This is a genomic window from Microcystis sp. M144S2, from assembly GCF_020246065.1.
GTDB lineage: Bacteria > Cyanobacteriota > Cyanobacteriia > Cyanobacteriales > Microcystaceae > Microcystis > Microcystis ichthyoblabe_A.
In genome coordinates this window covers 1-13,832 of sequence record NZ_JADBTR010000189.1, presented here as the reverse complement: position 1 = coordinate 13,832, position 13,832 = coordinate 1, and the positions used below count along the sequence as shown (strand labels likewise).

Here is a 13,832-nt window from a genome sequence, read left to right as displayed (position 1 = left end):
TAAATCCTTATCTGGCAATAGATTTAATTGATTAGTTCGCTCTAGATCGAAAACAATTGACAAAAATCGCCAAATGTCTTTCTCTATAAGAGTTTCATTTCTTAATAATCCTGTACGTCGCATAAGACAAACCGAAGAACCTTCTATCAGTCCTCAATTTAATTGAAACCACTTACTTACTATTCCCGATCGATTAACTGGAATCGATAAAAATCCTTGAGCGGGAGTGATGGGTTAACTTTTCCTGACAATTCTCGCCCTCTGGACCAGAAAAAAAGTAACCGATGTAAAACCGTTAGACTATAGCGTTTCCTGTTCGCAAGAGGTACATTGTCGATGGTGAAAAGTTTAATCAGCAAAGGTTTCACTGTGCCACACAGGTGTGAGAAACGCTATAAATCCCTTTTTAATAGTGTGATTAACTCTCAAGTTATGAATTGTTTCTCCCCACACCCCACACCCCACACCCCACACCCTGCCCCCACCGAAAAGCTTTTTGCCGCAAACCCCAAGTATCAAGGGGTATCCTGCCGATATTTCCGATGAATGACAATTTTCTAGCGATCGAGCCTTTCCACTACGGAAATTCGAGTTTATCATAAAGAGAAATCCTCTCTCAGTTAAGAGCGGTAGTATGGCTTACTCGACACAGCAGTTAATTGAAATCCTCGATCGAGAAATGCACGCCACTTGCAAAGGGGAACGTCTGTTACTCTCTCCGGCGGAGCGCATTGATAATCCGGTGATTGCCAAGGCGATCAATCTAGAAAAGGTGGGCAAAGTCTTCGCCTATCAGGATTTTCGCCGCCAAATTCACGATTATCAACAACAATATCAGGTTTCGGGCATTATCTGGCGTGTTTGTCAATGGGGCGATCGCACTCTCCGTTATCCCGAAATTCATAATCAATTAGTTGCCGTGGCGGGTGACAAGGAAATTCTCATGGCTGCCAAAGCCTCGGTTTTAGAGTTTTGGAACAGTATCACCCCTAATATGAATTTTTGGTGGGCGCTTAACTCCCGTCGTCCCATTTCTGCCGATTCTCTAGCCGAATTAGTCGCCCAGTCCGAATGGGCGGAATTAGATGTGGCGCGCACGGAATTATATCTCGGCCTCTGTTGGGGTAATCCTCTAGAACACCAGTATCAATGGGCGCAACCCTTTTCCGGTTGTCATCGCATTATCGCCGCCGTCGATGAACCTAGTTCGATTAAGGTATAAAGGACTTCCAAAAACTAAACCATTCATTCATTCTATTGTAGCCATTGATATCAAAACAGGTGCTTTTGAATTAACAAAAGATATCCTCACAGCTTTCGATCAACTTTTAACCCGATTTTTACAAGAGTTCTTATCTAGTCTTAAATTAGCAAAAGTTGCCAAAAATTAGGGAAAAAGCTCATTGATAAACTGCGCTATCTTCTAGCTTATGTGTGTCAAGAAATCAGCTTTTTACACTAGATAGATAAAGTCATAAAATGTTAACAAATGTTGTCGAAATGGGATGTTTCTACCGCTAAATGTTAAATCTTATTACAGGATGCAACATTTGTGGTCTAGATGGATTTAGATTATCAAAATAAATGGCCAATTAAATACCCTCTTTATCTGATTTGCCCTACCATCACCTCAGTTATTAGTTATCGGTGAAGATTGTTAAGTAAACGGTAATGTTTCCCCATGACGGATTTAATTCTACAAAATCGTTACAAAGTCCTGCGATTAATTGCCGATGGTGGTTTCGGAGAGACTTTTTTGGCAGAAGATAGCCAAATGCCATCAAAACGTCTCTGTCTGATTAAACAGCTAAAACCGATTAATGATAATCCCCAGGTTCACAATCTCGTCAAAGAAAGATTTGAGCGAGAAGCGGCTATCCTAGAAAGATTGAGCGAAAATAGTCCTCAAATTCCCAAACTATACGCTTATTTTGAGGAAAATAATCAATTTTATTTAGTCGAGGAATTTATCGAGGGAGAAACTCTCAGCCAAAGAATACAGAGTAAAGGAGTTTTTAGCGATGATCAAGTCAAAGAGATTTTAGTTAGTATTCTACAGGTTTTAATTTATGTTCACGGACAAAAAATTATCCATCGAGATATAAAACCCGATAATATCATTCTACGGATTTATGATAATTTACCGATCCTAATTGATTTCGGTGCGGTTAAAGAAACTATGGGAACGGTGGTTTCTAATTCGGGCCATTCTCTTAATTCTATTGTTATCGGTACTCCCGGTTTTATGCCATCAGAACAAGCGATCGGTCGTCCGGTTTATAGTAGTGATCTCTACGCTTTAGGATTGACGGCTATTTATCTACTAACCGGCAAAACTCCTGAAATGTTAGAGAGCGATCCGATGACAGGAAAAATTTATTGGCGGCAGTTCGCTTTAAATACTAATATCAGTTTAGCAGCTGTGCTAGATAAAACTATTTCACTGCGCTCTAACGAACGTTATTCAACTGCAAAAGAGATGTTAGAGGCGCTACAAACTCCCCCATCAATTGTAGCAACAAATATCGTTCTCCCCGCTCCTCCCGCTCCTACTCAAGTAATTTCTCCTGTAACTTCAAAACCTGTTTCTAATCCCCGCACTTTACCTGAATGGGTGAAAGCGATAATTATAGGGAGTATGATCGGTACTGGCATTTTAGGTGGTTTTGTCTTAAGTCATTATCTCTCAAATTCTTCTGGAGATAAATCAATTTCTCCGTCACCTTCCCCAGAGAATCAAGACTCAGATATTACCATTAATAATGAGTTTCCTAAACCTGTCTGTGGAGATGAGAATATCACCGATACTTACTATAAAGTTGTAGTAACTGACGAGGATAGTTTAGAGAGAGTTAAAAATAACTTTTGTCGCGATGCTGTTGTTAATGATGGTAATATTCAGGTGGCAACTTTTAGTGACTTAAATCGCGCTCAAGATTTACAAAGGCAACTAATTAAATACTTTAATCAAGTTAAAATCACCCAAGGTGTCATCGATACCTCACCAGATCCTGAACCCGTCTATTCACCCGTTCCTCAACAGACAGTTAACTCTATTTCTCGTTCCGAAGCGGTGGATTTAATCGAGCGCTGGTTAAAGGCAAAAAGAGATATTTATGGTCCCTCCTATCAAACCTACTTAGGAGAAGAATTACTTACAGGTAAAGCTTATAATGACAAAATAAAGCGCTCTGATGGTCAAGAAAGTTCTTCCGAATGGTTAGCTAATAATGGTGCTTATTATATCTATGGAGTTCAGAGAATAGATTCAGTTAATAATTTTACAGCCTCTGGGGATCAAGCTACAGTGGATGTGGTGGTTACTGAAGAAAGAACCCTCTATAACAATCAGGGTAAAATTGATCGAAAAAATAGTGCTTTTAGCACTTCATTGGTTCGCTATAATCTTGAAAATGACGAGGGAACATGGAAAATAGCTAACTCTAGAACTCTTAAAAATTTAGTTCGTAGATAAGTTAAATTAATTCCAAAAGGGGGAGAAAAAAATGAAAAATAGTTCAGATAAAAACCCATATATACAATCATTGCTGTTAAATTTTCATCTTTAGACAGTATTTATAAAGTGACCCTGAATATTTACAAGCATCCTAACCCATTCTATTCAGAATCATCATTATAAATATCTTGGAGAGTTTTATTTTCGTAGCGTTCCTGATCTTGATTTTTGCCGCGACGGGAAGGACGACGATATTTTTTATTAGCTAATTTGGGTTCGTAGGTTTCTTGACCTGCTTCTTTAATTTTTAACTTTAAACTTGACTCTTTTGTGCTGGTTTTCTGTAATGTCTGTTCTCGTGTGATCGCTTCTTCTAAAAACTCTAAATAATGTTGATAACGTTCCCAATCCCCCCTAACCACACAGTTAGGTTCCCGACGGTGAGTACAATCATTAAATTGACAATTTCCCAAAGCTAAACGCTGTCTCACTTCCGGAAAATAAAAAGTTAATTGTTCTGGTGAACAGTTAATATCCGGTTGGTTAAAACCCGGACTATCGGCCAATAAACCCCGATTTGGTAAAGCAAATAACTCCACATGACGGGTGGTGTGACGACCTTTTTGCAGTTTTCCCGACACATCCCCCACCCGTTGATTAATCTCAGGAATTAGGCAATTAATTAAACTCGATTTTCCCACCCCCGATGGACCGGCCAAGAGAGTGATTTTATGGTTTAATTGTGCCAATAAAGCCTCAAATCCCCGATTTTTCTCCACACTGACAAAAAAGGGACGGTATCCCCAACCAGCTAGGCGATCGCCCCAGAGTTCTATTTGTTCCGCTTCCCCCAGATCGATTTTATTGACACAGACCGCAATTTCTAAGCCTGTGGACTCCGCTTTCACCAAAAAACGACTGATCAGCCAAGGATCGAGGACGGGTTCAGCAAGGGCAAAAACTAGCAAAATCTGCTCGATATTAGCAACGGCCGGCCGATCGATCTCGGTACTGCGGGGGAGGACTTCTGCGATCACACCCTGCCGATCATCAAAATTGACCTCCTCCACGCGCACCCGATCACCAACCATCACCGATTGACCGATTTTTTGCAAGCGAGCGCGACGGGTACAGAGAAGATTATCGCCCATAACGGGAGAATCCAAGCGTACCTGATAGAAATTCGCCTGTACGGCCACCACTGTGCCGTATAAATCGGTTAATTGTGCATCTACCATTTAGGAATCGGGGCGATAGACTTTGAGAACAAAAAAGCTATCTCGGTCCTCGATCGATTCTATCTGATAACCCTCCACTGTCAGGCTAGTGGGAACCTGTTCGATCGGTTCCCCAGCATCTAACCAGACTTCCAACCGTTCCCCGGCGGTCATTTTCTCTAATTGCAATTTTGTTCGGACAAAATTAATTGGGCAGGGAGTGCCGCGCAGGTCTAAAGTCATAGTTATTTATGGAAGATATTACCTAAAAATCCCTCGATTCCGCCTTTCCCCACGGTTTCCCCGCGAACTTTCGCTATTTTTTCCAGTAAATCCCGTTCTTCTCCCGTGACACGGGCGGGAATCGAGATTTTAACGGTAATGCGATGATCCCCGCGACTGACGGGATTGCCTAATTTGGGAACCCCCTTGTTTTCTAAAATTAGTACGGTGTTCGGTTGAGTACCGGCAGGGATAGTCAGGTCCTCTTGGCCATCTACAGTATTAACTTTGATGGTACATCCTAAAATTGCTTGGATATAACTAATCGAGATATTCGATTTAATATCATTGCCTTCCCGTTGAAATTCTGTATCTGTTTCCACGGTTAGATAAACGAATAAATCCCCCGGCGGCCCGCCTTTAAGTCCTGCGTCACCTTCCCGGGCAACGCGCAATTTCATGCCGTTGTCAACCCCCGCAGGAATAGTAATTTTCAGTTTTTTGGTTTCCTGTCTGCGTCCGGAACCGCCGCAAACATCGCATTTTTCCTCGATCACCTCTCCAGTACCGTCACAGGTGGGACAGACCGAAACCTGAGCAAAAGTACCGAAGGGAGTACGGGTGGCGCGACGCACCTGGCCAGCACCATTGCAAGTAGTACAAGTGCGGGAACTGGTCCCCGGTCTGGCCCCACTGCCTTTACAGGTTTGACAGGTTTCCAGATGACGGATACGGATTTCCTTTTCGCCGCCAAAGACCGCCTCGCGGAATTTTAGTTTAAAATCGAGACGTAGATCCTCGCCCCGGGTAGGGCCTGTGCGTCGGCGGGTAGTTGTTTGGCCACCCATGCCCCCGAAACCACTAAAGATTGTCTCAAATATATCGGCGAAACCGCCCATATTGTCGGCATCAAAACCGGCAGCGCCTCCAGAAACCCCAGCTTCACCAAAGCGGTCATAACGATTGCGGGTTTCTGGTTCCGAGAGAATTTCGTAGGCGCGGTTAATTTCTTTGAAGTGTTCTTCGGCTCCCGGTTCTTTGTTAACATCGGGGTGGTATTTTCGGGCGAGACGACGATAGGCGCGTTTGATGTCTTCTTTACCGGCATCTCGCGAGACACCTAGAATTTCGTAGTAATCAGTGGGCATAGGGGGCTATGGTTCTGCTGGCAATTTATAAATAGAGTTTAAGTCTAGTTGTTACTTTAACAAACTATACATAATAGTTTAGTTGGGTTATCCCTACTATTTCTTTTTGTTGGGGGTTAGGGGTTAGGGGTTAGGAAGTGGGAAGTGGGAAGTGGGGAAGTGGGGAAGTGGGGAGATAGGGAAGTGGGGAGAAAAAAGCTGATAACTGATAACTGATTACTGATCACTTTTTAATCTACGGCCTCATAGTCACTGGCGCTCATTTCTTCCCCATCGTAGGGATCATCATCACTGCCCGATTGGGTGGATTGAGTTTCCAGATTACTATAGGTTCTGGTTCTAGTGCGGGAGAGGGTTGGCCCATTGGTGAAGGTATTCGAGGAAGTGGCTTGGGTGCGGGTGGTTCGAGTCAGTTTTTCGGTGATATCGATCGGTTCAAAACCAGTACCGTTAAGGGTTTGGTTTTGCTCTTGTCCACCAGTGTAGATGCGGGTACCGATTTCGAGGACAATCTGACGAAATTCTGCCAAGGTGGTTTTTAGCTTTTCTGGAGATAGGGAGGGGTCGCGCAGAGCGATTTCCAACTGTTGCCGCTTCTGGTCGGCCAGTTGCCGGATATCGGGGGCGACTAACTGACTGTTTTCCCTGAGGGTGACTTCGTAGCTATAGAAAAGACTATCGGATTGGTGGCGAATATCGATCATTTGCAGACGAAGGCGATCGGATTCGGCGTATTTTTCGGCTTCTAGGCGCATTTTTTCAATTTCGTTCGGTTTCAGCCCTCCAGTATGGCTAATTAAAATGCTTTGTTCTTTGCCGGTGCCTTGGTCGCTGGCGGCCACTTTCAAGATGCCGTTGACATCGATCTCAAAGGCCACTTCAATTTGTGGCACCCCCCTAGGAGCGGGAGGAATTCCTGTCAGGAGAAATTTACCGAGGGTTTTATTATCCTGGGCCATAGCTCTTTCCCCTTGCAGAACATGAATTTCCACCGAAGTTTGACCATCGGCAGCGGTGGAGAAAACCTGAGATCTACTGGTGGGGATAGTGGTATTGCGATCGATAATTTTGGTAAAGACTTCGCCGAGGGTTTCAATGCCGAGGGAAAGGGGGGTGACATCGAGTAGGAGGATATCTTCCACTTCTCCACCTAAAACTCCAGCTTGAATCGCTGCCCCCAAAGCAACGGCCTCATCGGGGTTAACAGAGCGATCGATCTGGCCAGTAGAAAAGAACCGGGAGATTAATTCCTGGACGGAGGGAATTCTGGTGGAACCACCAACGAGAATAACACGATTGATATCGCTAGGCTGCAGTCCGCTATCTTTGAGGGATTGTTGTACGGGTCCGAGGGTTTTTTCCACTAATTCTCTGGTTAATTCCTCAAATTTAGCGCGAGTTAGTTCTAATTCTAGGTGTTTAGGGCCGGTTTCGTCGGCGGCGATGAAGGGGAGATTGATCGAGGTGGTAATCATGCTAGAAAGCTCGATTTTGGCTTTTTCGGCGGCTTCTCGCAGTCTTTGGATCGCCATGCGATCGCTGGACAGATCGATGTTTTCTTGGCTTTGAAAGTTCTCCACCAGCCACCGCACTAAGAGGTTATCAAAATCGTCCCCCCCAAGATGGTTATTGCCGGCCGTGGCTTTCACTTCAAAGACTCCCTTCCCCAGTCGCAGGATGGAAACGTCGAAGGTTCCTCCCCCTAGGTCAAAAACGAGGATATGTTGATCTTCGTTTTGTTTATCTAAACCGTAAGCTAGGGCGGCGGCGGTGGGTTCGTTAATAATTCTTAATACTTCTAGTCCTGCGATCATGCCCGCGTCTTTAGTAGCTTGACGTTGGGCATCGGTAAAATAGGCAGGAACTGTAATCACGGCCTCGTTAATCTGTTCTCCCAGATAGGCCTCGGCATCGGTCTTTAATTTTTGCAGGATCATGGCCGAGATTTCTTGGGGAGTAAATTCCCGATCACGAATTTTGATATTGACGGTATCATCGCGACCGCGTTGGCAATGATAGGCAACTCGTCCCCTTTCTGCCTCCGTGTCTTGCCAACGCCTACCGATAAAGCGTTTGATGCTATAGACGGTATTTTCGGCATTAGTGACCGCCTGACGTTTGGCCAGTTGTCCCACTAGGCGCTGGGCCTTGCCGAATCCCACGATACTAGGAGTAGTCCTTCCCCCTTCTGAGTTGGGAACTATAATCGGCTGACCTCCCTCTAGTACGGCAATGCAACTGTTGGTTGTCCCTAAGTCGATGCCGATAACTTTTCCCATGACGCTCTAATAATAACGATAGTTAATAGGATACAATCGCTGACAAAAATTATCCCCAAATTGGAAAAGGGCTTTTTACCCCGTCTAATCTTGCCCCAGATGAAAGCTGGTAGTTTTCCTCCGAGGCTAACAAAACTTATTGGTAAAGTCCGCAAGCCTGCCCAGATCGGTGTAGTGGACCATATATCAAGAGTAACCGAAAAGCAGTAATTTTGCTCATGCTTCCGCTGCCTATTCTTTGTAGCACCAAAAAATCACGCTTGTGACTATTTGGCGATCGCTGACCAGATCAAATCCGTTCCCTTCTCCCTACTTCCCACTCTTCTATGCCTTTCAAACAGGATTGAGGACAAGCCATACTCAGAGCAATTTAGGATAAGATAACCAATAAACCGATCCTAGAGGACTTAATCATGATTAGAGCCTATGCTGCCCGAGAAAAAGGCGGAAAACTAGAGCCTTTTGACTACGATCCGGGTATATTAGGGGATGAAGATGTAGAAATCGCGGTGGAATATTGCGGCATCTGCCACAGTGACCTAAGTATGCTCGATAACGATTGGGGACTGACCACCTATCCCTTTGTCCCTGGCCATGAAGTGGTCGGCACGATCGCCGCTCTTGGTGCTAAAGTCAAAGAGTTAAAATTAGGGCAAAGAGTCGGTCTGGGTTGGTTTTCCCGTTCCTGTTCCACCTGTGAAACTTGTATGTCGGGGGATCAAAACCTTTGTGCCACTGCCGAAGGAACTATCGTCGGTCGCCATGGCGGTTTTGCCGAAAGAGTCCGGGCCCATCATAGTTGGTTAGTTCCCTTACCGGACCAGTTAGATGCTGCTAAAGCTGGCCCGCTTTTTTGTGGTGGTATAACCGTTTTTAATCCCATTGTCCAATTTAATATTAAACCCACGGCCCGAGTTGGTGTCATTGGTATTGGTGGATTGGGCCATATAGCCTTAAAATTCCTCAAAGCTTGGGGCTGCGAAGTAACCGCTTTTTCCAGTAGTCCCGACAAAGAAACGGAAGCAAAAGAACTAGGAGCGACTCATTTTATCAATTCCAGAGACCCCGAAGCCTTGCAATCGGTACAAAATTACTTTGATTTCATCATCTCCACCGTTAACGTTAATCTCGATTGGGGTCTTTATATCGCCTGTTTACGTCCCAAAGGTCGTCTGCATATTGTTGGCGCTGTTCTTGAACCCATGGCTACCTACGCTTTTCCCTTGATTATGGGTCAAAAATCGATTTCCGGCAGTCCTTTGGGTAGTCCCAGTACCGTCAGTAAAATGATTGAATTTGCCTCTCGCCATGGCATTGAACCAGTCACAGAAACCTATCCTATCTCCCGGGTGAATGAAGCCATGGAAAAATTGCGAACCGGACAACCTAAATATCGCCTCGTCTTACAAATAAAATAAAACCATCTCTATCCCGGACGTAACCCCGATGACTCAACCTCTCACTCCTCCAGTTATCGATTGGGAAGAACCTCCCATTCCCCCGGAAGACTTGATTTTTGATGATGGAGAACCTTTGGAAACCTACCGTCACCGCAAGGCCATGAATGTGTTAATCGATTCTATCGAACAAGCCTATCAGGATCGAGAGGACTTTTTTGTTGGCGGTAATATGTTTATTTACTTTAGCCGTGAGCGGGTTTTTAATAAAGATTTTCGCGGCCCCGATTTTTTCGTTGTCCTCGATATCGATGGTAGTTATAAACGACAAGGATGGGTGGTTTGGAACGAAAACGGACGTTATCCCGATGTGATCGTGGAATTAATGTCAGAAAGCACCGCAAAAATCGATTTAACTACCAAAAAAGACCTCTATGAGCGGACTTTTCGCTGTTCCCAATACTTTGTTTATAATCCCTTTGATGCCACTTCCCTGCAAGGTTGGGCTTTAGACCAAAATCAATGCTATCAAGAAATTATTCCCGACCATCGCGGTTGGTTATGGTGTCAACGTTTGGGATTATGGTTAGGAGTCTGGATGGGCAGCATCCAACGAGAAGAAGCTCCTTGGCTGCGTTTTTATGACCTAGATGGCAATTTAATCCTCCTACCTGCGGAATTAGCCGAAATCGAACGTCAGAATGCTGAAATCGAACGTCAACGGGCCAGGGCTGCCTCTCAACAGGCCGAAATCGAACGTCAACGGGCCAGGGCTGCCTCTCAACAGGCCGAAAGCGAACGTCAACGCGCGGAACGTTTAGCGGCACAATTACGGCAATTAGGCATAAATCCCGATGAAATCCCGTAATCGGCCCAAGACTGACCCCTATCTCTAAAAATCGAAAGCCCACACCTTCCGATTTCGGTTTGTGTGGGCTGATTGTTCACTTAATTCTAAGATTGAAAGCTGACACTTTGGCGAAATCTCAGAGCCTAACTCAGAGTAGCACCAGAGCGATCATAAGTTTAGGAAGAGAAGTCGGCCGAGAAGCGACGTTGAACGGTTTCCCCGTGGCCATTGTCATTGTCAATACCGATTTCAGAAGCACTTCTGCCTAACATCGATTGTTGACGATTTTTGACGGCGTGGTGGTGACGCATCATTAAGGCACGAGCTTGTTGTTCTGTAGACATAATCATTTTCTCCGAGCTGCAAATAGTGTTTAGAACTTTTTTAATCACCCACTAATATATATAACATACAATTCTGTATCTATTTTTACAAAACGCCCTATTCCCAGAAAAATTCACAAAACTTTACAATAGGAGACGGGAGACGGGAGGACTCCAAAGAACCTAGGTGACGAATATCCATAGCTCCTTGGGACTGTTGAATGATTTGATCAGGTAAATCGAGGACTTCCACCAATACTATCCTAAATCCGTTGAGTAACCCACAGAAAACCGGTTTCTCCGAGAAACCCCTTTTCTACTCATGCCACCTCAATTTTCTCAAAAAAAAATCGACCCGCCGCTAGGCGGGAAAAAGAGAAAAATTGAAAAAAGGGTAAAAAGAAAATAAGGGTTATAGAGTCCTCCCAGCACCGCACACCACCCGAAAACCGTAGTTGATGTAGTCGCCGAGGGGGTTGCCCCCGCTGCGGTTGGCAGAACGACAGAGATTAGGGTAGTCGTACCAAGAACCGCCGCGCAGACACTTAAGAGACTGAGAACGATTATCGTTCTTGATAAGCCACGCAGATCCATCCTTTGGCGCTCCGATATAGTTATCGTGCCAATCGTCTTCGCACCACTCCCAAACATTGCCACTCATATCATACAGTCCCCAAGCATTGGGCTGTTTCTGGCCCACAGGATGAGTTGTCTTCTGAGAATTTCGGTTATACCAAGCGTCATTTCCTAACTGATTAGCATCATCACCGAAATAATAGCGAGTAGTAGTCCCCGCACGACAAGCATATTCCCATTCCGCTTCCGTCGGTAGGCGATAGGTTTTCCCTGTTATTTGACTCAATTTCTGACAAAAAGCTTGAGCATCGTTCCAACTAACATTTTCTACCGGATTTTGGGGATTGTTTTTAAAGTGAGAGGGATTTTTTCCCATTACCGCTTCATATTGTGCCTGAGTCACTGGATATTTCCCAATCGCAAAACTGTTGACTTTAACTTGGTGTTGAGGCTTTTCATTATCACTGTCAGCAGATCCCATGAGAAATTGACCTGCTGGTAAGCTCACCATCTTTAGTGTTACTGCCTTGGGCAGTTTTTCGATAAAGTTTGTCAGTGGAGTTGGCGATTCTTTAGGTAGGGGTGTAGATGTTACAGTAGCGATACTTTCCCCCCCCACACCACACACCACCCGAAAACCGATGGTGAGGTCGATGTAGTCGCGGCGGTCGTTGCTGCTGCGGTAAGCGGAACGGCAGTCATTGGGATTAAAAGACCAAGAACCGCCCCGCACTATTTGATAATCAGTATCATTTGTCAGCCAAGCACTGCCATCCTTTGGCGCATTCTCATAGCTATTATGCCAATCGTCCTCGCACCACTCGAAAACATTGCCGCTCATGTCATAGAGTCCCCAAGCATTGGGCTTTTTCTCACCAACAGGATGAGTCTTATACCGAGAATTTCCTTTATACCAAGCGTAATCTCCTAACTGATTAGCATCATCACCGAAATAATAGCGAGTAGTGGTCCCCGCACGACAAGCATATTCCCATTCCGCTTCCGTCGGTAGGCGATAGGTTTTCCCTGTTATTTGACTCAATTTTTGACAAAAGGCTTTAGCGTCGTTGCAACTAACCCTTTCTACCGGATTTTGCAGATTGTTTTTAAACCGAGAGGGATTTTTTCCCATTACCGCTTCATATTGTGCCTGAGTCACTGGATATTTCCCAATCGCAAAACTGTTGACTTTAACTTGGTGTGGAGGCTTTTCAGCATCCCAAGCATCGGGATCACTGTCAGGAGATCCCATGATAAATTCACCTGCTGGTAAGCTCACCATCTCCAGTGTGACTCCGTTGGATATTTTTTCGGTAAATGGAGTAGGTGAAGCAATTAGGGGTATTGGTGAAACAGGCTTTTTGACTGCTGCCGGTGCTGGTGGAGGTGACGGGGGAGAAGTCCATCCCACAGGTTGTAAGGCATTTAAAACCTGTTGTGCTGTCCATCTTTGTTTTCTATCTTTTTGCAAACACCCTTCAATAATCGGTTTAAACTCTTTCGGTAAACTGGGGATTTGTAGCTCACAATTCATCACCTTCGCCATTAACTGGTTAATATCATTATTAAACTTATAGGGAAGTTGATTAGTCGTCATTTCGATTAACATAATACCTAATGACCACAGATCCCAAGCTGATGAAATATCCCCCCTAAAGGCTTCGGGAGGCATATAAATAATTGTACCGCTATTGTGGACGGTTTGAGTGTGGCTTTTGTTATTTAAAGTTCTAATTAAGCCAAAATCTGCTAACTTGTATTGTTGATTAACCTTGAGGATATTACCCGGTTTTAAATCTCGATGGACTTTATTTTGTCCATGAAGATAATTTAAGCCCTGGGCGACTTGAGCAGTAATATTTTTAATTTCACCCGATGACAAACTGCCTTTGGCGATGTGATTTTCTAGGCTACCCTGTGCCAATTCCATCACTAAATAAAGCATCTCCGTATTGAGAAAAGTAAATTCCCCCACCGAATAAGCCTTAATTAAATTAGAATGTTCTAACTTTCTGGCATTTGTTAACTCAATTAATTTATCATCGCTACTTTCGGGGATAACTTTAATAGCAACTTCTTGAACCGATGTATTTCTGACCATTTCACTAGCATGAAATACACCACCAAAACCACCCGCACCGAGAAACTTATTAAGACGATAGGGACCTATTTGTTGCCCTTCTAACATCCTCATCATTTGGTCTAGCATAATAACTCCTGAATTAAGTAGGTAGGCGTTAAAAATTATCAGATGCCCCCCTTATTAAGGGGGATCCCCCCGCCTATCGGCACCCCCCTTATCAAGGGGGGCAGGGGGGATCGAACCTAAAATCCATTTTTAATTTAATTATAACCAGCTACTT

10 protein-coding genes are annotated in these 13,832 nt (G+C 44.4%); 4 read left to right on the top strand and 6 right to left on the bottom strand.

Features of this window, described 5'->3' with window-relative positions; translation table 11 throughout:
• Positions 1–634: 634 nt before the first annotated feature.
• Complete coding sequence (locus tag IM462_RS20685) at positions 635–1,222, top strand: hypothetical protein (protein WP_287704498.1); 588 nt, start codon at positions 635–637, stop codon at positions 1,220–1,222.
• Positions 1,223–1,681: 459 nt separating this feature from the next.
• Positions 1,682–3,475, top strand: coding sequence for a protein kinase domain-containing protein (locus IM462_RS20680; RefSeq protein ID WP_287704496.1), 1,794 nt, complete (start codon positions 1,682–1,684; stop codon positions 3,473–3,475).
• A 143-nt stretch (positions 3,476–3,618) separates the two neighbouring features.
• On the opposite strand, the gene rsgA is transcribed toward IM462_RS20680, so the two are convergent.
• From rsgA to dnaK, 4 genes are all read right to left on the bottom strand, one after another.
• Positions 3,619–4,695, bottom strand: a complete 1,077-nt coding sequence (gene rsgA, locus IM462_RS20675; protein WP_287704494.1) for a small ribosomal subunit biogenesis GTPase RsgA — start codon at positions 4,693–4,695, stop codon at positions 3,619–3,621.
• Complete coding sequence (locus IM462_RS20670) at positions 4,696–4,917, bottom strand: sulfurtransferase TusA family protein (protein WP_002738399.1); 222 nt, start codon at positions 4,915–4,917, stop codon at positions 4,696–4,698.
• A gap of 2 nt (positions 4,918–4,919) precedes the next feature.
• Complete coding sequence (dnaJ, locus tag IM462_RS20665; RefSeq protein ID WP_287704492.1) at positions 4,920–6,044, bottom strand: molecular chaperone DnaJ; 1,125 nt, start codon at positions 6,042–6,044, stop codon at positions 4,920–4,922.
• 230 nt (positions 6,045–6,274) lie between these two features.
• Positions 6,275–8,323 carry a molecular chaperone DnaK gene (gene dnaK / locus IM462_RS20660; RefSeq protein ID WP_287704490.1) on the bottom strand — a complete coding sequence of 683 codons (2,049 nt, stop codon included), beginning with the start codon at positions 8,321–8,323 and terminating at the stop codon, positions 6,275–6,277.
• Positions 8,324–8,736: 413 nt separating this feature from the next.
• Between dnaK and ahr the strand changes: the two genes are divergently transcribed.
• Both ahr and IM462_RS20650 read left to right on the top strand, forming a co-directional pair.
• On the top strand, positions 8,737–9,741 hold the full coding sequence (ahr, locus tag IM462_RS20655) for an NADPH-dependent aldehyde reductase Ahr (RefSeq protein ID WP_287704488.1): 1,005 nt from the start codon (positions 8,737–8,739) through the stop codon (positions 9,739–9,741).
• A 28-nt stretch (positions 9,742–9,769) separates the two neighbouring features.
• Positions 9,770–10,588 (top strand): Uma2 family endonuclease, encoded by an 819-nt coding sequence (locus IM462_RS20650; protein WP_287704486.1) that lies wholly within the window; start codon positions 9,770–9,772, stop codon positions 10,586–10,588.
• A 158-nt stretch (positions 10,589–10,746) separates the two neighbouring features.
• Here the strand turns inward: IM462_RS20650 and gifA are convergent, their stop codons facing one another.
• Positions 10,747–10,914 (bottom strand): glutamine synthetase inactivation factor IF7A, encoded by a 168-nt coding sequence (gene gifA / locus IM462_RS20645; protein ID WP_002739262.1) that lies wholly within the window; start codon positions 10,912–10,914, stop codon positions 10,747–10,749.
• 391 nt (positions 10,915–11,305) lie between these two features.
• Positions 11,306–13,678, bottom strand: a complete 2,373-nt coding sequence (locus tag IM462_RS20640) for an SUMF1/EgtB/PvdO family nonheme iron enzyme (RefSeq protein WP_287704485.1) — start codon at positions 13,676–13,678, stop codon at positions 11,306–11,308.
• Between the last annotated feature and the right edge of the window lie 154 nt (positions 13,679–13,832).

Bases quoted from the DNA above. Each gene is read 5' to 3' on its own strand.
- IM462_RS20680 (WP_287704496.1), top strand. From the start codon at position 1,682: ATGACGGATTTAATTCTACAAAATCGTTACAAAGTCCTGCGATTAATT.
- dnaK (WP_287704490.1), bottom strand. From the start codon at position 8,323: ATGGGAAAAGTTATCGGCATCGACTTAGGGACAACCAACAGTTGCATT.
- dnaJ (WP_287704492.1), bottom strand. From the start codon at position 6,044: ATGCCCACTGATTACTACGAAATTCTAGGTGTCTCGCGAGATGCCGGT.
- IM462_RS20670 (WP_002738399.1), bottom strand. From the start codon at position 4,917: ATGACTTTAGACCTGCGCGGCACTCCCTGCCCAATTAATTTTGTCCGA.
- IM462_RS20650 (WP_287704486.1), top strand. From the start codon at position 9,770: ATGACTCAACCTCTCACTCCTCCAGTTATCGATTGGGAAGAACCTCCC.
- ahr (WP_287704488.1), top strand. From the start codon at position 8,737: ATGATTAGAGCCTATGCTGCCCGAGAAAAAGGCGGAAAACTAGAGCCT.
- gifA (WP_002739262.1), bottom strand. From the start codon at position 10,914: ATGTCTACAGAACAACAAGCTCGTGCCTTAATGATGCGTCACCACCAC.
- rsgA (WP_287704494.1), bottom strand. From the start codon at position 4,695: ATGGTAGATGCACAATTAACCGATTTATACGGCACAGTGGTGGCCGTA.
- IM462_RS20640 (WP_287704485.1), bottom strand. From the start codon at position 13,678: ATGCTAGACCAAATGATGAGGATGTTAGAAGGGCAACAAATAGGTCCC.
- IM462_RS20685 (WP_287704498.1), top strand. From the start codon at position 635: ATGGCTTACTCGACACAGCAGTTAATTGAAATCCTCGATCGAGAAATG.